Annotated in this window: 26 protein-coding genes; 24 read left to right on the top strand and 2 right to left on the bottom strand. The window is 71.7% G+C overall.

The features are described 5' to 3' along the window. Positions 1-705 precede the first annotated feature (705 nt). Entirely contained in the window at positions 706-864 is a 159-nt protein-coding gene (locus tag G7075_RS20075) for a hypothetical protein (RefSeq protein ID WP_166124143.1), read from the bottom strand. A gap of 39 nt (positions 865-903) precedes the next feature. Between G7075_RS20075 and G7075_RS20070 the strand changes: the two genes are divergently transcribed. The 23 genes from G7075_RS20070 (at position 904) to G7075_RS19965 (ending at position 18,949) form a co-directional block, all read left to right on the top strand. Further along, on the top strand, positions 904-1,665 hold the full coding sequence (locus G7075_RS20070; protein ID WP_166124142.1) for a phage tail tube protein: 762 nt from the start codon (positions 904-906) through the stop codon (positions 1,663-1,665). A gap of 156 nt (positions 1,666-1,821) precedes the next feature. Then, complete coding sequence (locus G7075_RS20065; RefSeq protein WP_166124141.1) at positions 1,822-2,079, top strand: hypothetical protein; 258 nt, start codon at positions 1,822-1,824, stop codon at positions 2,077-2,079. Between the two features lie 189 nt (positions 2,080-2,268). Continuing rightward, positions 2,269-3,099, top strand: a complete 831-nt coding sequence (locus G7075_RS20060) for a tape measure protein (RefSeq protein WP_166124140.1) — start codon at positions 2,269-2,271, stop codon at positions 3,097-3,099. Next, positions 3,096-3,851 (top strand): hypothetical protein, encoded by a 756-nt coding sequence (locus tag G7075_RS20055; RefSeq protein ID WP_166124139.1) that lies wholly within the window; start codon positions 3,096-3,098, stop codon positions 3,849-3,851. The genes G7075_RS20060 and G7075_RS20055 overlap by 4 nt, the downstream gene beginning before the upstream one ends. Further along, positions 3,821-4,048, top strand: coding sequence for a hypothetical protein (locus G7075_RS20050; protein WP_166124138.1), 228 nt, complete (start codon positions 3,821-3,823; stop codon positions 4,046-4,048). The genes G7075_RS20055 and G7075_RS20050 overlap by 31 nt, the downstream gene beginning before the upstream one ends. Beyond that, positions 3,952-4,800 (top strand): hypothetical protein, encoded by an 849-nt coding sequence (locus G7075_RS20045; protein ID WP_166124137.1) that lies wholly within the window; start codon positions 3,952-3,954, stop codon positions 4,798-4,800. The genes G7075_RS20050 and G7075_RS20045 overlap by 97 nt, the downstream gene beginning before the upstream one ends. Before the next feature lie 573 nt (positions 4,801-5,373). Further along, positions 5,374-5,655, top strand: coding sequence for a hypothetical protein (locus G7075_RS20040; protein ID WP_166124136.1), 282 nt, complete (start codon positions 5,374-5,376; stop codon positions 5,653-5,655). After that, entirely contained in the window at positions 5,652-6,476 is an 825-nt protein-coding gene (locus G7075_RS20035) for a hypothetical protein (RefSeq protein ID WP_166124135.1), read from the top strand. The genes G7075_RS20040 and G7075_RS20035 overlap by 4 nt, the downstream gene beginning before the upstream one ends. Beyond that, positions 6,473-8,383 (top strand): hypothetical protein, encoded by a 1,911-nt coding sequence (locus G7075_RS20030; protein ID WP_166124134.1) that lies wholly within the window; start codon positions 6,473-6,475, stop codon positions 8,381-8,383. The genes G7075_RS20035 and G7075_RS20030 overlap by 4 nt, the downstream gene beginning before the upstream one ends. A 19-nt stretch (positions 8,384-8,402) precedes the next feature. After that, positions 8,403-10,733 carry a glycosyl hydrolase family 28-related protein gene (locus G7075_RS20025; protein ID WP_205860581.1) on the top strand — a complete coding sequence of 777 codons (2,331 nt, stop codon included), beginning with the start codon at positions 8,403-8,405 and terminating at the stop codon, positions 10,731-10,733. Positions 10,734-10,777: 44 nt separating this feature from the next. Further along, positions 10,778-11,293: a hypothetical protein gene (locus tag G7075_RS20020; protein WP_166119194.1), complete on the top strand. Its 516-nt coding sequence runs from the start codon at positions 10,778-10,780 to the stop codon at positions 11,291-11,293. 3 nt (positions 11,294-11,296) lie between these two features. Beyond that, complete coding sequence (locus G7075_RS20015) at positions 11,297-11,599, top strand: hypothetical protein (protein WP_166119192.1); 303 nt, start codon at positions 11,297-11,299, stop codon at positions 11,597-11,599. Beyond that, entirely contained in the window at positions 11,596-12,243 is a 648-nt protein-coding gene (locus tag G7075_RS20010) for a hypothetical protein (protein ID WP_166119189.1), read from the top strand. Before G7075_RS20015 ends, G7075_RS20010 begins: the two co-directional genes overlap by 4 nt. Positions 12,244-12,267: 24 nt before the next feature. Beyond that, entirely contained in the window at positions 12,268-13,107 is an 840-nt protein-coding gene (locus G7075_RS20005) for an N-acetylmuramoyl-L-alanine amidase (protein WP_166119187.1), read from the top strand. Continuing rightward, on the top strand, positions 13,104-13,565 hold the full coding sequence (locus tag G7075_RS20000; protein ID WP_166119184.1) for a hypothetical protein: 462 nt from the start codon (positions 13,104-13,106) through the stop codon (positions 13,563-13,565). Before G7075_RS20005 ends, G7075_RS20000 begins: the two co-directional genes overlap by 4 nt. Before the next feature lie 2 nt (positions 13,566-13,567). Then, positions 13,568-13,924 carry a DUF6527 family protein gene (locus tag G7075_RS19995; protein ID WP_205860580.1) on the top strand — a complete coding sequence of 119 codons (357 nt, stop codon included), beginning with the start codon at positions 13,568-13,570 and terminating at the stop codon, positions 13,922-13,924. A 4-nt stretch (positions 13,925-13,928) separates the two neighbouring features. Further along, positions 13,929-14,063, top strand: a complete 135-nt coding sequence (locus G7075_RS22180) for a hypothetical protein (protein WP_256378045.1) — start codon at positions 13,929-13,931, stop codon at positions 14,061-14,063. Beyond that, positions 14,060-14,365 (top strand): hypothetical protein, encoded by a 306-nt coding sequence (locus tag G7075_RS19990; RefSeq protein WP_166124133.1) that lies wholly within the window; start codon positions 14,060-14,062, stop codon positions 14,363-14,365. Before G7075_RS22180 ends, G7075_RS19990 begins: the two co-directional genes overlap by 4 nt. A gap of 3 nt (positions 14,366-14,368) precedes the next feature. Next, entirely contained in the window at positions 14,369-14,725 is a 357-nt protein-coding gene (locus G7075_RS19985; protein WP_166119180.1) for a hypothetical protein, read from the top strand. Between the two features lie 4 nt (positions 14,726-14,729). Then, positions 14,730-15,185 carry a hypothetical protein gene (locus tag G7075_RS19980; RefSeq protein WP_166124132.1) on the top strand — a complete coding sequence of 152 codons (456 nt, stop codon included), beginning with the start codon at positions 14,730-14,732 and terminating at the stop codon, positions 15,183-15,185. Between the two features lie 15 nt (positions 15,186-15,200). Beyond that, positions 15,201-17,498: a hypothetical protein gene (locus tag G7075_RS19975; RefSeq protein ID WP_166124131.1), complete on the top strand. Its 2,298-nt coding sequence runs from the start codon at positions 15,201-15,203 to the stop codon at positions 17,496-17,498. Positions 17,499-17,581: 83 nt separating this feature from the next. Further along, positions 17,582-18,631, top strand: coding sequence for a hypothetical protein (locus G7075_RS19970; protein ID WP_166124130.1), 1,050 nt, complete (start codon positions 17,582-17,584; stop codon positions 18,629-18,631). Between the two features lie 105 nt (positions 18,632-18,736). Beyond that, a complete protein-coding gene (locus G7075_RS19965; RefSeq protein WP_166124129.1) occupies positions 18,737-18,949 on the top strand; it encodes a hypothetical protein in 213 nt (70 codons plus the stop codon). Between the two features lie 15 nt (positions 18,950-18,964). On the opposite strand, the gene G7075_RS21890 is transcribed toward G7075_RS19965, so the two are convergent. Continuing rightward, positions 18,965-19,300 carry a hypothetical protein gene (locus tag G7075_RS21890; protein ID WP_240917784.1) on the bottom strand — a complete coding sequence of 112 codons (336 nt, stop codon included), beginning with the start codon at positions 19,298-19,300 and terminating at the stop codon, positions 18,965-18,967. Between G7075_RS21890 and G7075_RS19955 the strand changes: the two genes are divergently transcribed. Then, positions 19,194-20,528 carry a TIGR00366 family protein gene (locus G7075_RS19955; RefSeq protein ID WP_256378044.1) on the top strand — a complete coding sequence of 445 codons (1,335 nt, stop codon included), beginning with the start codon at positions 19,194-19,196 and terminating at the stop codon, positions 20,526-20,528. The genes G7075_RS21890 and G7075_RS19955 overlap by 107 nt on opposite strands. Positions 20,529-20,535: the final 7 nt, after the last annotated feature.

Here is a 20,535-nt window from a genome sequence, read left to right as displayed (position 1 = left end):
CGAACGAGCCCCTGAGCTCCACCGGCGACCTCAAGGACTCCGGCAAGGTCACCACGGACGACGACCGGGCCGCGATCGCTACACACCGACGTCGCAGCCCCTTCCAGCACGAGCACCTCGACTGGGACCACCCCGGGGGCGGCCAAGCGAAGTTCCTCGAGACCGCGCTCGCGCGCACACGCCCGAGCAGGCGAAGGCGCTCGCCGACGAGCTGCGCGAGGAGTTCCGGTGAGCCTGCAGCCGATCCCGCTCGACAAGTGGTCCGAGAAGCTCGCCCGCGGATGCGCGCAGTGGCTCAACGACCAGGGGGCCGTCGAGTACCGGCCAGCTCCGGCCCGCTCACCGGAGCCCGGCTGCCCCTCTTCCTCAACGGCCTGCCGGCCACACCCGACGTCGCCGGCTCGCTCACGGTCTACCCCGTCGACGAGGACCCGAGCTGTCCGACGTCGTCGTCGGGCTGCAGATCGTCTCCCGCGGCAAGCCGGGCGACAGGTTCACCGCGCTCGAGCTCGACGACGCGGTCTTCAACGTCCTCCACGGCGCTCGCGATCTCGTCTGGAACGAGATCCCCGTCGTGGTGGTCGCACGCCGGTCCGCCACCTCCCTCGGGCAGGACGGAAACCGGCGCTGGGAGCAGGTCTCCAACTACTGGGCCACCTCGGCCCGCCCACCCCACACGGGTCGACTGACCCGAGAAAGCAGGCATCATGGCTGACGAGCAGCTCGTCTCCCAGCTCGCCGCCGCTTCGCGGTCGAGGTCAAGAACCCCAGTGCCCCGACGACCGAGGTCACCGCGACCGCGACGGCGACGACGGACAACATCACGAAGACGAACCACGGGCTGTCGATCGGTGACCAGGTCACCTTCGCCGGCACCCTCGCCCGCCGCTCGCGGCCGCGACGGTGTACTACGTCGTCGCGGTCAGCACGAACACCTTCCAGGTGTCCGCGACCCCGGGCGGCACGAAGGTCGACATCAGCGCCGACGGCAGCGCGAACTACACCGTCGTCGCCGACTGGGTCCGCGTGCGCGCGATCAACTCCCTCAAGCCGACCGTCGACAACAAGATGGAGGACGACTCCGACTTCGACTCCGACGGCTGGACTCGAGATGAAGACGGGATGGGTTGGGCCCTCGAGCTCGGCCTCCTCCGCAAGATCGGGGTCACCACGAAGGCGCCGACCCCGGTCAGGAGATCATCCGCAACGCCGCCGACCAGTTCGGGCCGGCTCGGTCGTCGAGGTCGCTGGTTCGACCGCAACGGCGGCGTCGACGCCTACCAGGGCTTCGCCTCCGCGTCGTGGGAGCCCGACGGCGGCGGCACCACCGACCTCGACAAGGTCAGCGCGAAGCTGTCCGGCCAGGGCAAGCGGAACAAGATCACAACCCCTACCCGGCGACCCCCTGACCGGGGTCTGCCCGATGAACGGGGCGGGGGCGGGCTCTTCGGCTGGAGCCTGCCCCGCCCTCACCGCGTCTGCGGTGACGCCCAGCCGATCAGCCGAACAGCCGAAGGAGCACCACCATGCCCAAGTTCGCCGCGCTCGACCGCGCCCTCGACGACAACCTGGTCCTGCCGGTCCCGGTCCCGGGGCTCGACGAGCCGAAGGAGTACTCCATCCCGCCGATGTCGGCCAAGGCCGGCCTGTTCGCGCAGCGGATGATGAACCTCGCGCTCGCAGCCTCGATCGAGCAGGACCAGCGCCGCCTCGACCGGACAAGCCGATGCCACCCCGGCCCGCACCGAAGCCCCGGTCCTCGACGACGACGAGGAGCGGGACCTCTACGAGCTGATCCTCGGCGAGGACCTGCTCAAGCAGATGCTCGACGACGGTGTCTCGTGGCCGTGGGTGCAGCGGGTCTCGCAGACCGCGCTGCTGTACGCCACCGCCGACGCCGATGCCGCCCAGGCCTACTGGCTGAGTGGTGGTCAGGGAAAAGCGCTGATGCAGAACCAGTCACGGGCCACGGCACGGTCTCGGAAGAAGGCTGGGCCGAGTGGTACGAAGGCGTCCCGCAAGGGCGCCAAGAAGGCGGCGAAGCCACGTGGGAGTGGTTCCTCGAGCGGTGGCCGCTGATCGAGCTGGACCTGCACGAGTTCTACGGCGTCGACGTCGACGAGCCCGGCCTGCTCGAGTCGCGCACCTGGCGGTGGCTCGCGCTCCGCGTCCAGGGCCTGCTGAGCACCGAGGGTCGGCTGCACCGGGACAAGTACCCGCCGAAGCCGAACCCGCAGAAGTGATCCCGAGCGGAAGGGGCGTCCTCGAATGTCCCTCGACCTCGGCACCCTCGTCGCCTACATCGAGGCCGACGACTCGCAGTACAACCGCACGCTCGACCGCGCCGAGGGCCGTCAGTCCCGGTTCGGTGCGGCGATGCGGACCGGGCTCAAGGTCGCCGGTGGTGCGTTCCTGACCGTCGCCGGCGCAGCTGGCGCGCTGGGTGTGAAGACCGCGGCCGCGAACGAGCAGGCGGAGATCTCCTTCACCACGATGCTCGGCTCGGCCAAGAACGCCCAGAGCTTCCTCACCGACCTGTCCGACTTTGCCGCCAAGACCCCGTTCGCCTTTCCCGAGCTGCAGACCGCGGCCGGCTCGCTGATCTCGGTCGGGATCGACGCGAAGAAGGTCATCCCGATCATGACCAACCTGGGCAACGCCACGTCCGGTATGGGCACCGGGTCCGAGGGGGTCAAGCGGGCCACGGTGGCCCTGCAGCAGATGAACGCCGCCGGCAAGATCTCGATGGAGGACCTCAACCAGCTGCGCGACGCCGGCATCCCGGTGTACGACCTGCTCGCCGCGGCCACGGGCAAGAGCGTCCAGCAGGTCGCCGAGCTGGCCAACAAGGGCAAGCTCGGCCGCGAGGAGCTCGGGCAGCTGATGAGCGCGCTCGAGTCCGGCAAGGGCCTCGAGCGCTTCGCCGGCCTGATGGACAAGCAGTCCCAGTCGCTCAGCGGCATGTGGTCCACCCTGCAGGACACCATCGGCATGGGCATGGCCAAGGTCGTCGAGCCGCTCCTCCCGCTGATCAAGCAGGGCCTCGGCGGGGCCATCGAGTTCGTCACCGCCGCGATCCCCGCCTCACGGCCGGCGTGACCACCTTCGTCACGGCCGCCCAGGGCCTGTGGACCCTCCTCTCGAGCGGCGACGTGTCCGGCAAGCTGACAGAGGTCTTCGGCTGGGACGCTGGCTCCTCGGCCGTCTCCTCGCTGCTGCAGCTGCGTGACGCCGTCGCGTCCCTGTTCGACAAGTTCGGCGGGTCCGACGGCGACGTCGTCGGCAACTCCCTCGCGATGATCTCCACCGGCGCGAGCAACCTGGTCTCGGCCGGGCCTGCCATCGGCCCCAGCCTGTCGTTGATCGGCGACGCCCTCGGCTGGATCGCCGACCACGCCGACCTCGTCGGCACGGCGCTGCCCTACGTCATCTCGGCCCTCGTCGCCCTCAAGGCCGCCCAGGCCGCGAACAGCGTCGTCGGCCGGGACTCCGCGATCGGCATGGTCGGCCAGATCGGCTCGACCCTCACCCTCGCCGCGGCCAACCGGTCGCTCGCCACGTCGCAGCGCGCCGTCGCAGCCACCACGGCAACCTCGACCGCGGCCGAGCAGACGAGCATGGCCACCCGCGCCCGCGCCGCGGCTGCGTCCGTCGCAGGAGCCGCCCGGTCCGCGGCCGCGTGGGTCGCCTCGAACACCGCGACGGCGGCTTCCTCGGTTGCCTCGGCGGCCACCACCGCCGGCTCATGGGTCGCGGCCTCGGCCCGCACCGTCGGCAGCCTCGTCGCCCAGGGGCCGCCTTCGTGGCGACTCGTGCGGCCATGCTCGCCGGCGCGGCCGCGACCGGCATAGTCACGGCGGCCCAGTGGCTGTGGAACGCCGCCCTGACGGCCAACCCGATCGGCATCGTCGTCGTGGCGATCGCGGCCCTGGTCGCGGCCATCGTGCTCGCGTGGAAGAACAGCGAGACCTTCCGCGCCATCGTCCTGGCGCCTGGGACGCCATCAAGACCGGGATCGGTGTCGTCGTCGACTGGCTGCGGGCAGTGATCCCCGCGGCGCTGGCGTGGGTGAAGAACGCCTTCCTGCGCTACACCCCGCTCGGCGTCATCATCAGCCACTGGGGTCAGATCCGTGGGGCCATCGGTGCGGCGGTCGACTGGATCAAGGGCGCCCTGTCCTGGTTCGGTTCTCTCCCGGGCCGTTTCGCCGGCTGGTTCGGCGGGGTCGTCTCGTCGGTGAACACCAAGGTCGCGGCCGTCGTCAACCTCGTGAAGTCCCTACCCGGCAAGATCCTCTCGGGCCTCGGCAACCTCAAGGACCTGCTCGTCGACAAGGGCACCGACATCGTGCGGGGCATCATCACCGGCATCGGCAACATGGCCGGGAAGCTGGCCTCGTTCGTGAAGAAGTTCATCACCGACCACATCCCGGGCCCGGTGGCCGACATCCTCGGCATTAACTCCCCGTCCACCGTCATGGCCAAGCTGCTCGAGTGGGTGCCCCTCGGTGGCGTCAAGGGCCTGCAGAAGACCGGGCCGCAGCTGCGCGCCGCGATGGAGGACCTCGTCCGGCCGCCGGCGGTACCGCCGCTGACGGCCGCTGGGGCGGCCCTGGGCGCCCGGACAGTCCTCGACCCGTACACGAGCCGCGACGCCGCCTCTGCGTACGGCAGGGCCCCAGCAGGCATCGACTACGACCGGCTGGCCCGAGCCCTCCGCGAACAGCTCGAGGACCTGCAGCTGGTCGCGCCGGTCTCGGCCGCGGACATGGGTACGGCGATGGGAGTGAAGACCCTGTGACCTCCTCCCTCGAGCTCCGCGGCTTCGACCTCACCGCCGCAGCCTCCCCTCGCGGTGGCCGGTTCCGGCTCCACACCCTCGAGGGGTGGCTGTCGGTCAACCGGGTGCGGGACCGGCAGAAGCGGATGCAGCAGGCCGGGTCGTGGGCCTCGACCGGCTTCGCCGACGCCGTGAAGATCACGGCGTCGGGTACGGCCGACTACGCCGACCCGGCCGCGTGCGCGCTCGAGCGGCGCGAGCTGGTCGCGCTCGCCGGCGACGCGGAGTACCCGCTGACGGTCACGGACGCGGCAGGGCTGTGGACCCGGTTCGTCGAGGTGGACACGTTCAGCGCGGAGGTCGTCAACGAGCGGCGCCTGCGGTGGACCCTGACGGTCACGGCCAACGACCCGACGGTCTACGGGCTCGAGGCCTTCGGGTCGGCTGGCCTCGGCTCTGTCGCCGGCACCGGCCGCACCTGGCCGCGCACGTGGCCGCGCGACTGGGGGGTCGACCCGGACGCCACCCCAGCCAGGTCGTGGTCCTCAACGAGGGCAGCACGTCCTACTTCCCCGGGTCCAGATCGACGGGCCCGTGACCAACCCCGTCATCACCCTGCCCGAGACCGGCGACCGGATCGCCTTCATCGGGACGGTTGCCGCCGGGCAGTTCCTCGACGTCGACTGCGCTCGCCGCCGGGTCGTGCTGGCTTCGAGGTCGAACCCGCTGGCGGGGATCTCGGTGCGGAACCGGGTGTCGTTCATCGGGCAGTGGCTGGCCATCCCGGTCGGCGGGGCCACCGTCCAGTGGACCGCCGACGACGCCAACCCTGCCGCATCCCTCTCCGTGTGGTCCTACGAAGGAGCCTGGCTGTGACCGTTCTCAAGGTGGCCAAGACCGGCGAGCAGGAGGCGGACCTCCGCCAGTTCCTCTCGTACCTCTTCGCCCAGGACTCCGCCGGCATCGCGACCGACGGCGTGCTCACCGGGCTGGCCGTCACCCAGACCTCCACCGCCTCGAGCTCGGTGCAGATCGACGTCGGCGCAGCTGTCGTCCAGGACTCGCGCCTGGCCGGCGCGTTCCCGATGCTGAACAACGCACTCTTCCCCCTCGACGTGCTGGGTCCGAACCCGATGAGCGGGGTGCCGCGCAACGACATCGTCGTGATGGACTACGCCACCGAGTCCGTCCGCGTCATCGTCGGCACGCCCAACGCGGTCCCCACGGACCCCTCCGTCCCGGCCACCGCGGTCCGTCTGGCGCGCCTGCGGCACGCTGCGGGCGCGCTCACGATCCCCTCGAACAAGATCGAGGACCTCCGCTTGCCGACGCGGCTGTTCGGCGTCGTCCCGCCCACCAACACCGGGTGGGTCGACGGGGCCGGCATCTTCACCGCCAACAGCGGGTGGAGCATCAGCGGGTCCCTGTACAAGCGGTACGGCGACGTCGTGTCCGTGCAGATCAACGTCACCCGCACCGGCGGTGCGCTCGCCGCAGGCAACATCGGGAACCTCACCATCGCCAACATCGACCCCGCGCTCACGCCGGCACAGTCCAACGGTGCCCTCGGCGGCGGCCCCTCGGGCTCCGACTTCGCCGCCTACGCCTCCACCGGCGGCGGCGTCGTCCTCACCGCCACGTCGCAGGCGATCGCCAACGGTGACGCCGTCAACGTCTTCGGGACGTACCTGCTGTGAGCCGGTACGAGGTCTACGCGACGAGGTTCGACAACCCGGCCATCGTCGACGAGCTCGTGCCGGCCCGCGGTCTGTCCTTCTCGCTCCCGCTCAACGACCACGGGGAGTGCACCTTCACGTCGACGGTGGAGCCCGGCCTGTCCATGTGGCGGCCCACGCTCGCCCTGCCGCTCTCCGGCGTCCTCGTCGCTCGAGACGGCGTCCCGTGGTGGGACGGGGTCCTGGTCGCCGAGCAGCAGTCCGGACCCCGATCCTTCTCGTTCACCGCGCGTGAGTGGGGCTGGTTCCTCGAGGAGAAGATCGCAGCGAGCCCCCACCAGTGGCCGACGCTGACCAACGACCACCAGATCTTCCGCGACCTCATCGACGACGCTCAGGCCGTGGCCGGCCAGAACCTGATGATCGACACCGGCTCGAGCCTCGGTGCGTCGAGCTCGGTCAAGACCGACCTCACGGCCTGGGCGAAGACCACTGTCGGGAAGGAGTTCCGCAAGCTCGGCGAGGCCGCCGGCGGACCCGACTGGTACATCAGCATCGGTGGCACCCTCGACAACCCCGTGCGCCAGCTCTACCTCGCTGACCGCCACGGTCACATCGACCCGCAGGCGGTGCTCGAGTACGTCGAGGCGACCGTGCCGGCCGACGCACCGGACCAGCCGGCCAAGGTCGCGCTGCTCGGAGACCTGTTCCCGGGACCCGCACCTCGGGTCCCTGACCGCCGAGCCGGCGGCAACGTCATCGCCCTCGGCCGGTCCAGGCAGCTCGGTGAGGCCGCGACGGCGGTCGTGGCCACCGGAGCCGGGCAGGAGAAGGCGCAGCTGCGCAAGACGGCTACCGCCTCCGCGCTGCTGGCCGCCGGCTGGCCGCGGATGACGTCGTTCGTCGACGACTCCACGGTGCAGCAGGCTGACACCCTGCTGCGCAACGCCCGGGCCGAGCTCGCGAAGCGCTCCGGCATCGCCACCGCCTACTCGCTGGTCACGCTCGACCCGGAGGCGGGCGAGGTCACGTCCGCGGACTGGACGAACACCCCCGAGGCTCGAACGTGCAGGCCGTGCTCGACACCGACGTCTATGGCGGGGACCAGCCGGTCGGCGGTGCCGACGGCTTCACGACCCGCTGCATCAACACCGTGGTGCGGGTGCCCGACTCGGGCACCGCGCAGGTCGAGTGGCAGGTCGCCGACGTGCTGGAGGTGCAGTGATGGCCGGCCGCCCGGATCCGAGCATCGACATCTTCAAGGTCATCAAGGAGCTGCAGCGCGACGTCGCGAACCTCAAAGCCGCGTCCTCCTTCTTCGGGACCGGCGTGCGCCCCAACGGTGTCGGCGGTCTCGACTCCGACACCTACGCCCCGGGGTCGAGGGATTCCGACTGCAGGGCAACGGCAACGTCGAGCTCAACGGTGACCTCGACGTCAACGGGTCTTCACGGGTCGACGGCCCGATGACGGTCAACGGCGATCTCGACGTGACTGGCAGCTTCACCCTCCCGGACAACAGCATCGACAACTCGTGGCTCGCCAACCTCACCGGGTGGCGAGCCATCAGCACCGACAGCGCGACCGGCTGGGCCACCTCGACGAGCATGGCCACCAAGGCCTCCACCACCGTCACCGTGCCCACCGGGTACGACACGGCCCTGGTCATCGCGTGGGGCCTGGTCACCTTCCAGGACTCGGCACCGAACCGGTTCGACTGCCGGTGCGTCATCGAGGGCACCGCCGGCCCGACCCTGATCAACCTCGCCGACCTCGTCAACCAGACGACGGTGCTGCAGTCGCGCTCGCTCGCCGTGACCTCGGGGCAGGTCCTCGACCTGTCCGTGCAGGTCCTGTCCGCGGCGAGCACCGGCGGCGCCGCAGCGAACACCGCCATCTGCGGCGGCTTCGCCCTCTTCGCCCGCTGACGACCAGAATCGAGGGAACGTGGCCAACTTTGACTTCGAGCAGGTGACGGTCTGGGACGTGCTCCCCAGCGGCGGCATCCGGACCCTGCGCGGCGCGAAGGCCACCATCCGCGACGCGACGACCCGCGCCGTCCTCGCCACGCTCACCAGCGACCGCAACGGGCTCCTCAGCTTCACCCTCGAGAACAAGCCGATCGCCATCCTCGAGACCGTCACCGGGTACGAGCGGGTCATCGTCTCCCACACCGCGCTCGCGGCCGCGGCGTCGTTCACCCTGTCCGAGGACGCCGCCGTCGCCGCGCTCGTCGGGGACGGCCTGTCCGGAACGCGCGGGGCGCTCGAGCCGCTGTACGGCAACCGGGTCGTGCGCGGGGCCGAGACCGTCAACGTCAAGGACTACGGCGCCGCCGGCAACGGCACCGCCGACGACACCGCGGAGATCCAGGCCGCGATCAACGCGGCGATCGCGGGCGGCTCACGCCGGGTCTACGTCCCGGCCGGCACCTACCTGATCAGCGGCTCCGGCGACATCCTGACCGCCACAGCCGGGGTCGAGCTCTTCGGGTCCGGGACGCTGAAGGTGAAGAACGCCAACGGCCCGTGGAACGCCATGCTCAACACCGGAGCCAACGACGCGTCGGGCCTGTACGTGCACGGCCTCACCTTCGACGGGAACGCGACGAACAACCAGCCGGCCGCCGGCGACGTCGCCTCGGGCAACTACCTCAACGGCCGCCGCCGGCAGGCGATCCGAGCCGACTACGGCACCGGCATCCGCGTCGAGGGCAACACCTTCGTCGACCACGACTCGACCTGGGTGGTCTGCTCGGCCAACAGCGCGCGGGACGTGCGGGTCCTGAACAACCAGTTCCTCAAGATCGGCGGCCTCGTCGCCTCCGCCCAGCTGCACGACCACTCGACGGTCTACATCGACGCCGTGGGCTTCGAGATCGCCGGTAACACGTTCTCCGCCTACGCCGCCGGGGTCACCAGCGGGTCGGCAGCGCTCGGGGCGATCTCCCCGGTCGACACCCATGGCCCGTCGCAGAAGGTGCACCACAACACCGTCATCGGGTACGTCTACGGCGGCCAGCTCTCCACCTCCCCGTCGTTCCCGAACATCGGGATCGAGTGGCACCACAACGTCACGATCGGCTGCGGCCACGGCCTGCACATCACCCCGTACACCCAAGGCATGACCGGGGTGCGGGTCCACGACAACGTCTTCGGCCTCGACTTCCTCCTCTGGCGCGCGCACCCCTGGCAGAACGGGGGGTGCGGCATCGCGATGAACAGCGGCGACGGCGGCCCGATGAGCAACGTCGACATCGTCGACAACACGATCATCTGGGCGGCCGCCACCCACGCCGGGCAGTCGACCGTCGGTATCGGCTCGGTGGCCAACGGGATCCAGTGGGTTCGGCGCGAGGCCGGGAACACCGCCATCGACCGCGGAGTCAGCATCAGCCGCAACCGGATCGTCGGCGCCCCGGACAACGGGATGTATCTCCGCTTCTCCAACGTCGACGGGCTCGACATCAGCGACAACGTCCTCGAGAACGTCGCCTCGTCGGCGCTCGCCGATGCGACCTACTCGGTGGGCCTGTACCTGGACTGCTACACCTCGGTCGCACGGGCCAAGGTGAACCGCAACGCGGTCCGGGACACGCAGGTCGCGGGGTCGGCCCCGTACGGCAACACCGGCCCGACCGTGAACGCCGGCTACTCCCTGTGGTCGGCCGCCGGCAACGGCACCGACGTGGCCCGCCAGAACACCCTGAGCATCGCGTCCGGGGCGTTCGTGAAGTTCACTCGCGAGCTCGACAAGGCGGTGCACGAGCCTGCCGCCATCCGCACCGGCGGCAACTACATGCCCGAGCACCAGGGCAACACCACCCTGACGTTGACCGCGGACGAGGCGCACTTCGTCCCGATCGACCTCGGCCCGGGGGCGATCACCCAGGTGGCGCTCGAGATCACCACCACCGCGGCGGGATCCACGATCGAGGCGGCGCTCTACGCCGACCTCAACGGGCGACCTGGGAAGCGGCTCTACTCGCTCGGCACGATCGCCTCGAACCTCTCATCGTTCCGTGCCACGACCGCCGGGTCGTTCCCCCTCGCTGGGGGGACCTACTGGCTCGGCTTCGCCGCGCACGGCGGGGCCCCCGCCATCCGTGTCGGGACCGGCCGTGCCAGCAGGGTGGCCGGCCTCTCGTTCGCCGGCGTCGCGCTGGCTGACGTCACCGGTGTGAAGTCCGCTGGGCCTCACACCTCGCTGCCCTCGACGGCACCTGCGACCGGCCTGACCTACGGCCAGGGACCCCGCTTCTACGTCGTCGGCCAGTGACACCACCACCCACCCGCCCCGGACCTGACCGAGGAGGCCCGAGCGTGTCCGAGACATCGGAGACCGCCATGCACCTACCCCCGCCGCACACCCGCCGCGAGCTCTTCGCGAAGTTCGTCGCGTGGTGCCTCGTCGGCAAGGCCGCCGCGGACGGCACCGGCTATGCCTACGGCGGCAACGCCGTCGCGACGTCCGACTCGTTCGCGCTGTTGCGCACCGTCCCCGGCGGGATGCACAGCTGGGGGGTGCTGCTGCTCGCCGGCGCGATCGCGGTCGCGTGGGCGATCGGCCGCGACGGCCGCGGCCACCCCCGTGCCCTCAACATCACCCTCACCGTCGGGGTCGTGTTCTACCTCGTGTACGCCGGGCTCGTCGCCGGCTCGTGGGTCGCCCTGCACCGGATCCCAGCTTGGGGCGCACCGTCGACGCCACTGCTCCTCGCGTGCCTCTACTACGGATGCGCCCGGCAGTTCGCACCCTCACGGAGGACGTGGGCCGATCGGCTGCTCGAGTGGATCCGGGGGCTGCTGCCGGCGAGGTCGAACCGTGGACGGGGGTAGCCGATGCTCGCCGCGACGATCGCCGCAGCCATCAAGACGGCTGACACCTCCACCGCCCTCGACCTCCTGCCGTTCCTGTTCGGCGGCGCCGGCGCGCTCGGCTTCATCGGTGCCCTGCTCTCGAGCCGCTCGAGCAGGCAGCGCGACTTCGACTCCCGCCAGGACACGCGCATCAACGAGCTCGAGGCCCGCAACCGTGAGCTCGAGGCCGCGGCCGACGCCGACACCGAGGAGAAGGTGCGCCTTCGCGTGCTGCTCCGAGACAACCGGATCGACCCGGACACCGGAGAGGTGAAGCCCAAGTGAGCCGACACCGAGCCGTCCCGTTCCGCCGCCGCAGCGCCCCCATGCGCCCCGACGACAGGGTCGGGCCCGGCATCCGACGACGTGCCGGCTTCGTCGCGATCGCGGTCAGCTGCCTGCTCTTCGGCATCGGGTTGCCGATCGGCTTCGGGATCTTGACCGGCGTCGCGCAGAACGCCGAGCAGACCGCCGGCCTCAGCCGTGACGAGGTGGCCGAGCTGCGGTCCTACCTCACCGGGCGCCGCGAGGCGCGCGAGAAGGAAGCCGCCCAGGTGCAGGCCCAGCTCGACGAGCAGAACGCCGTGCTCTGCGCAGCGCTCGCCGAGGTGGCCAAGGACGCCAGCGCTCAGGGCCGGGCGACGCTCGCACGAGCTGGCAAGAGCCTCGGCTGCCCGGCGCTGCCGGCCAGGCAGGCGCCCTCATCGTCCTCGAGCCCCTCAAGCGAGGGGTCGTCGACGAGCGGCTCGCCAGCGACCGAGGGCGCCCCGGCAAGGTCGCCGGCCGCGCGCGCACCGACCTCCGGCGGCGGCAGCGCCACGGCACCGAGCTCGCCGCCACCGGCGCCCACCCCGACTCCCACGGACCGCGGCAGCGACCGCGGTCCGATCACCGGCACGGTCTGCGACCTGCTCGGCATCTGCCTCTGATCTACCCCACTCAGGAGGACAGCCGTGTCTCTCTCCATCCCCAAGTGGCTCGCCGACGCCGGCGTCACCAAGGCCATCCCCTCGACGCGCTACACGAAGGTCGGTGGCCGCCGGATCCGCCTGATCGTGCTGCACTTCGCCGTCACCCCGGAGACCGCCTCCGCGGCCGAGGGCGTGGCGAAGTACTTCCAGTCGGGCGTCAAGGCCTCGAGCCACTTCACCACCGACAACGACTCGACCGTCTTCCAGGTCCCCCTCGAGGACGTCGCGTGGGCCGCCCCCGGGGCGAACCACGACGGCATCCAGATCGAGCAGGCCGGGACCACCCAGACGCGCGAGCAGTGGCTCGACCCCTACAGCCTCGCGATGCTCGACAGGACCGCCCGGCTCGTCGTCGCTCTCGCGCAGCACGAGGGCATCCCGATGGTGCACCTCACCGACGCCCAGCTCGCCGCCGGCAAGGCCGGGATCGTCGACCACTGGGCCGTGAACCGCGTCTACAAGCGCTCCGACCACACCGACTGCGGGGCCCAGTTCCCGTGGGACCACTTCATGGCTCGCGTCGCCTACTTCGCGGGCACCAACCACCAGGAGGACGACATGCCCATCACCGACAAGGTCGTGCCGAGCGCCATGCTCGGCAAGAACGAGCCCGCCGTGGCCATCCCCCGCGCGCTCGACCTCATCATGCGCTGGTCCCTCGAGGCCCGCGACAACGCCATCCAGGCACGGAAGATCGCCGAGGCACAGGCCCTCAAGGGCGGCGCACTCACCGAGGACGAGGTCAAGGCCGCCGTCAGGGAGGCACTGTCCGAGGCCGCGCAGATCGAGGTCGTGGTGCGGCCGCAGGAGGTGACCCCGTGAGCCCGCGCATCGTCGGCTTCGCGCCGGCCGCGTGGCTCGTCGCCTTCGTCGCCTGGGTCCTCGACCCGGCGAAGCGCAAGGCCTTCTACGGGCTGCTCGCCGCGCTCGGCACGTTGCTGGTCGTCGCCGGCGTCCGGACCGACTCGTGGGTCACCGGCTGGGTCGGCGTCGTCGCGGCGGCGCTCGACCTGGTGGCGCTCGTCCTCGGGACGTGGAAGGCGCGCCGCATCGAGGTCAAGGTCCTGTACGCCGCCCAGCTCGCGCTGCTCGCCGCACTCAAGCTCGTCGGGGTCCTGACCGACGGCCAAGCCTCCTACCTCGGGGACCTCGGCAACCAGGCGCTCGCGATCGTGCCCATGCTGATCCTGTTCTGGCGCACGGACACGAAGACCCCGACGGGCGAGCCGCTGCTCGAGTACCGCGCCCGCCACGGTCTACGCGCCGCGCCCGAGGTCTGACGGTGAAGGCCGCCCTCCGGACGGTCGACGACCACGGCCGCGAGTACCAGGCGCTGATGTTCGTCTGCCCGGGCTGTGCCCGTGGGGGTGACGTCGGACTGCACATGCTGCCCGTCGGCGGCGACGTGCCCGAAGGCCGCGCCCGTTGGGACTTCGACGGGGACCTCGAGACGCCCACCCTGTCGCCGTCGATCCTGACCCGCTACACGATGCACGGGACCGACGGTCCGCGCGAGTGGGTGTGCCACTCCTTCCTGCGGGCGGGGGTCTTCGAGTTCCTCACCGACTCGACCCATCCGTTCGCGGGCCAGCAGGTGCCCCTCCCGGACCTGCCCGACTGGGCCGTCCGCGAGGGCTGACCCCGTGTCCCGACTCTTCGACCTGACCGAGCGCCAGGTCGTCGTCGCCGTCATCGCGCTCGCCGTCGCCGGCCGGGGGCTCTTCGCCCTCGGCCGGTTCCTCGCCCACCCCACCCTCACCGCAAGGAGTGCCCCATGAGCAAGACCTCGGCCGACCCGCGCATCACGAAGCGGAAGGTCACCATGCGCCGGTTCCGCGTCGTCGCCCCCGAGGTCCCGGGCGGCCCGCCCGGTGTCCGGGAGGACGTCGCGGAGGACTACGTGAACCCGGAGTTCGTCGACGAGTACGTCGCGGCCGCCCGCGCCCGCGGCTGGGACGACGTCGCCGTCTCCGACGAGCCCGACGCCGGCCCCGGCGGCTACCACGGCCAGACGGCCGTGCCCGCCGGCATCAACCACCCCGAGGCCGGCACCGTCCGTCCCGCGACGCAGGAGGACTGACCGATGTCCGTTCGTACATTGGCCCAGCGCAACGCGCTCGCCACCGCCTACGGCGCGGCCGCCCCATACGGCGCGCTGTTCACCGCGGACCCCGGTGCCACCGGCACCGCGACCGGTGAGCTGACCGGCGGGTCGCCGGCGTACAACCGCAAGGCCCTCAACTGGGGCGCCGCGTCGGCGTCGGCGATCTCCGGGGCGGGGACGTTCGACGTGCCCTCGGGCGTCACGCCGGCGTTCTTCGGAGCCTGCGTCAGCGTCACCCCGGGCACCGCGGACGTGCGCGACACCTTCGACATCGTCGACCAGCCCTTCGTCTCCCAGGGCACGTACACGATCAACGTCACCTACACCCAGAGCTGACGCCGTGAGCCTGCTCGCGGGGAAGGCGTACGACCCGGCGACCGCCGTCAGCAAGGCGACGACGGCGGCGCTGGCGATGACCGCCATCGACACCACGAACCTCCGCGTCGCGTTCACCGCCCCCGCCAACGGGACCGCCCTGGTCCGGCTGCAGGGGACGCTGCACGGGGCGACGACCTACCCGCAGATCCTGCTCGGGGTGGTGTCCGGTGCGACGGTGCTGGGTCGGGTGGCGCCGGCCGGCCTGGTCAACGGGGTGGCCGCGGCGACCACGTTCCTGACCGTGGAGGCGCAGTTCCTCGTCACCGGCCTGACCCCCGGCTCCGCGCAGACGTGGGACGCCGCCTACGGGGTCGAGACCGCGGTGGCGTCGACTGGGTTGAAGTACGGAGGGCCGAACAACACCACAGCGAACGACGCGTTCGGGGCGTTCCTCTTCGAGGTCTGGGACGTCGCCTGAGTGAGGAGCTGACCGATGACGCACGGCCTGCTCCCCGTCCCGCTGCTGTCGCCGTCGCGCGCGCTCCTGGCTCCTGGCTTCACCGGCAACGTCGGCTCGAGCCCTGCCGGCACCGACGCCACGTCGACGACGGTCTCGGCCACCTACAACGGGCCCTGCACCCCTGGCGCCCAGGGGTTCATCGTCTTCGCGTGGGACGCCACCGCCGGGTCCCCGCCTGTGCCGGTCAGCGTCACGGACAGCACCGGCAAGGCGTGGTTGCTGATCGCCGACCCCAACACCGGGCTGAACTACTACAAGACCAGCAACGGCGCCGGGATCGGCGTCGCGTGGTGCCCCACCCTGACCGGCGGGACGACGACGGTGACCGTCACGTTCAGCGCGGCCGCGGGGTTCCGCCGCGTCGCGATGACCGAGCACACCAACCTCGCCTCGGTCGACAAGGTCGCGTTCGGGTACGCCGCCGCCGACGGGACGTCGTTCTCTGCCGGTCCCGTCACCCCCGACACCGCCGGGCAGCTCGTCGTCGGCGCCGCCCAGCAGGCATGGCGGGCCGCAACGACGTTCACGGCGGGCGCCGGCTTCACGAAGCGGGTCGAGGGCGCGGGCGACTACCAGTGCGCGATCGAGGACCTCACCCAGGCCAGCGCCGTCCCGGTCAGCGCCACGTGGACCGCATCGCTCTCCTCGCGCGCGCCGGTCGTGATCGTCACCTTCCGCCGCGCGACCGCCGCCGGCGGCGGCTCGTACGCGGGATCGGCCGGGCTGTCGGGCTTGGGCTCCCTCACTGCTGGTGCTGCTGCCATCGCCGCGAGCGTGGCCTTGGCGCTGTCGGGCTCAGGCACTCTCGCCGCGACGGGCACCCCGCTCGGCACCGGGGCGGCGACTCTGACCGGGTCCGGTTCTCTCGCCGCCGCCGGCTCCGGGGCAGGATCCACCAGCGCCGCGCTCGCCGGCTCCGGCGCGCTGGCCGCCTCTGGCACACCCCGCCCGGCGGCCACCGCCGCGCTCGTCGGGTCCGGGTCGCTGGCCGCGTCTGGGACGCCCCGCCCGGCGGCCACAGCCGGGCTCTCCGGCTCCGGCAGCCTCTCGGGCTCCGCCAGCCCGGGCGCCTCCGTCAGCGCCGCCCTGAGTGGCTCAGGGACGCTCGGCGGCACCAGCCGGCCGTCGGGGGCGTCCACGGCAGCCCTGTCCGGTTCTGGGGCCTTGACCGGGACCTCCTCGTCGGCCTCGTCCGTGGCCGCGGCCATGACCGGCTCAGGCAGTCTGACCGGGACAGCCGGCCCCGCCTCGACGACGGCCGCGAACCTCAGCGGGTCTGGCTCACTCGCGGCATCTGGCACCGTGCCCGCGCCGGCAGCCGCTGCCGCGCTCACAGGATCGGGCGCACTCTCTACCGCGGGCCGCCCGGCCGTTGCCGCCTCCGCGACGCTGAACGGCGCAGGGTCCCTCACGGGCAGCGACGCCACAGCACCATCGACCGCGGCCGCGCTCGCCGGCACCGGCTCCCTGACGGGCCCCGGGCGCACTGGCGCGACCTCCGTCGCGTCGCTGTCCGGGACTGGGACGCTCAGCGCGTCGAGCTCGGCGAGTGAGAGCGCTACCGGTTCCGCGGCACTGATGGGCGCAGGAGCGCTCAGTGCAGCCGGAGGCGCGGCCGTCCGCCTCACGGTCTCCCTCACGGGATCAGGCCAGCTGTCGCCCTCGAGCCTGCCTTCCGTCGAGCTGAGTGCCGCCCTGTCCGGCGCCGGGTCCCTCTCGGGATCGGGCACCGCATCGAGCTCGAGCCCGAGCGGCCTGTCGGGTGGGGGCACCCTGTCCGGCGCCGGTCACGCCACGGCGCCGGCACGGGAGGTGACCTTCCTCGGCTTCGAGGAGCGGGTCCGTCCCGTCGCGTTCGCGGAGATCGGCCGTGCCGTCGACTTCGACGAGCGCACCCGGCCGCTACGCCTGCTCGAGCGTCAGCGAGCTGTGGCCGTCGACGAGCACCACCGTCCCGTCACCTTCCAGGAGGTCCCCGTGAAGCTGTCCCCCTTCGGCCGGGAGTACTACGACCCCGGCCCGTCGACCACGCCGGCGGTCGCGGCCGAGACCTGGCGGGCGTCGTTCGACGGCGGCCAGACCTGGCAGGAGCCGTCGTCGACGGCGGCCGGCCGGCCGAAGTGGCTCGTCGCCGGCGCGCGCGCGCCCGAGGACGAGGACGTCGACGTCGCCGCGGTCATCAGCGTGGAGACGACACCGGAGCTGCGGGCCGTCAACAACCCCGAGGTCATCGCTCGCCCTGGCCCGACCATCCACCTCCGTCGCAGCTGAGCCACTCACCACGAACCCGACTGGGCGCGCCCTTGCGTGCCCCGGCCGGGACCTTCCCTGACCCCACCATCCGAGAGGTTCCAATGACCACCACCACCAGGCGGTACGCCGCGGCCGCAGCTGCACTCGCGGTTGCGGCCTTCGCCGGCGCTGTCGCGCTCGGCGCCAGCCCCGACGTCCGCGCGACGTGCACGAAGGACCCGAAGGTGACGCAGGGCGCCACCGTGGTGTCGTTCGACGTGCACTGCTCGGTGCCGCTCGCGGCGGCCGCGACGGTCACCGTCACGGCGACCCCGACGGACACGCCGGCGGAGCCGAGCCCGAGCGGCTCGCCCAGCTCGACTGTGTCGACGTCGCCGTGGTCGACGCCGTCCTCGTCGTCGACGAGCACCCCGTCCCCGTCGGCCACGGGCGCGGCTGGTCTGCCGACGGAGGCGTCGGTCGGCACCACGGGCAGCCTCACGAAGCGCGCCGGCGGCACCCTGCCGGCCGGAACCTACGCGAACGTGGAGTTCACCAGCGCGGTCCGGCTCGACGCCGCCGGCGTGACCCTGCGCAACGTCAAGGCGCCCGCGGTGACGATGTACGGGACCGGCCGGTACGTCCTCGACCGGGTGGACACCGGCGGCGTGTTCGTCGACTCGTACTACAACGCGATCGACGGCGTCACCATGACCGGGGTGCGGGTCCGCGGCTCCGACGGCGACGGCATCGACATCTTCTCGAATGCCCGCTTCCAGATCAGCAACGTGGTCATCGACGGGCTGATCGCCGACGGGTTCACCTTCCCGTCCGGGTCCGACGCGCACGGCGACGGCATCCAGGTCCGGGGCGTCACGAACCTCGCGATCCGGAACGCGATCGTCGACATGGGCCCGTGGCAGCCGCAGAAGAACGCCGCCCTCTACCTCGAGGACGTCGGCCAGGGCATCCGCGGTGTGACCGTCGACAACGTCCGGCTCGCCGGCGGCGGGTACACCTTCTACACCGCGCCCGCCCGCGCCGCGTCGACGCTGCGGAACGTGAGCATCTTCCGCTCCGGCAACTGGGGCCCCGTCCTCGTCGAGGGCAACAAGGCAGGCTGGACCTTCACCAACGTGACCGGCCCGGCTGGCCAGCAGCTCACCCCGTAACTGCCGGCGCTCGAGCGCGCCACCCTGCACAGGAAGCCGCCCCCGGCTCGGTCCTCACGGACTGGGTCGGGGGCGGCTTTCGTCATGCCCGGGTAGCCTCCGCGGATGGGCGGGCAGCGGGGCGGCTGGGTCTACCGGACCTTCCGGTGGCGCGAGGGCGACGGCGACGCCAAGGCCTGGCGCCAGCAGCTCGCCGACGACGGATGGGAAGAGTCCGAGTACGGGGTCGGCGAGTGGTCGGTCATCGACGGCCAGCGTGGCTTCGGTGTGACTGTCCGGCGGTGGATGGAGCGACCGGGCGCGACGCCACCGCGGTGAGTCAGGCGTCGACGCTCACGGGCGCCACTCGTTGAGCAGGTTGGGGTACTCGGCGTGGCCGGCGGCGGCCCGGCAGTCCTTGCAGTGGAGCATGTACGCGATCCGCGTCACCGGGTACAGCGCCGACAGCCGGTCCCAGAGTGCCCCGTGGCCGATCGGGGCGGCCATGTACTCGAGGTTGAACTGGAAGCCGTCGACGAGCCCGATCCCGTGCGGGCAGGCGGTGAGCGTCCCCTTGCGCACGATGACGGGGAAGTCGAGCGGCTCACCCTGCGCGCGCCACAGGTGGGCCACGCGGGCGCCACGGACCTTCTTGGCCGCCCGGCGGGCCAGCGATGTGAACACCGACATTGGAGCCTTCTCTCTGCAGATGGCGATGGTCGTCCTCACCGGGTACGTCGTCGCGACCGCCCCGCCGGTGGCCCGGCTCATCGAGGCCCTCGCGAACGTGCCGAACGACCCTCGGCGCGCGGTGGCCTTCGTCGCCCTGCTCTCGATGAGCGTCTCGCTGCTCAACTGGGGCCTGTCGCTGATCTTCGGCGGGCTGCTCGCCCGGGCCGTCGCCCGCCGCGAGGACCTGCGCGTCGACTACCGCGCGCTCGGCGCCGCGGCGTTCATGGGCCTCGGCGCGGTGTGGGCCCTCGGCCTGTCCTCCTCGGCGGCCCAGCTCCAGGCCACCCCGGCCTCGCTCCCGGCACCCCTGCTCGACATCACCGGGGTGCTCGACTTCGGCACGACGATCTTCACCTGGCAGTCGATGGTCTCGGCCCTGCTGCTCATCGTCCTGACGACGGTCATCGCCTGGGCGTCGTGCCCGCGCGGCGCCTCCGTGCGCACGGCGGCGGACATGGGCATCGACACCGAGGACCTCCCGGACGAGCCACCGGTCCGCGAGCGCCCCGGCGAGTGGCTGGAGTACTCGCGCGTCCTGCCGGTGCTGCTCGGGGTCATCACGCTCGGCTGGCTCGTCGGGCAGCTGCTCGAGAAGTCGGCCGTCGCGGTCCTCAGCAGCCTCAACGGCTACCTGCTCGTCTTCCTCGTCCTCGGGCTCGTCCTCCACGGCACGCCGCGCCGCTTCCTCATGGCCGTGCAGAAGGCGGTGCCGGCGACGGCCGGCATCCTCGTCCAGTTCCCGCTCTACGCCGCGATGGCCGCCGTCCTCACGAAGGCGGAGGGCCGCGGCGGCGAGACCCTCTCCGACCACCTGTCGAGCATCTTCACCTCGTTCGGCGGCGGGGGCGGGTTCGCCGTCGCGCTCGCGGTGTACACGGCCGTGCTCGGCATCCTCGTGCCGTCCGGTGGCGGCAAGTGGCTCGTCGAGGCGCCGTACGTCATGCAGGCCGCGACGGACGTGCAGATGAACCTCGGCTGGACCGTGCAGATCTACAACATGGCCGAGGCGCTGCCGAACCTCGTCAACCCGTTCTTCATGCTGCCGCTGCTCGCGGTCCTCAAGCTGAGGGCGCGTGACCTCGTCGGGTTCACCTTCCTGCAGTTCGTCATCCACCTGCCGGTGATCCTGCTGCTGGTCTGGCTGCTCGGCAGCACCTTCGACTTCGTACCGCCCGTCCAGCCGTAGCGACCGA

It is taken from the genome of Phycicoccus sp. HDW14, from assembly GCF_011383005.1.
Lineage (GTDB): Bacteria > Actinomycetota > Actinomycetes > Actinomycetales > Dermatophilaceae > Phycicoccus.
Note: the sequence above shows the minus strand (reverse complement) of the source record. Positions and strands in the feature narration are given on the sequence as shown.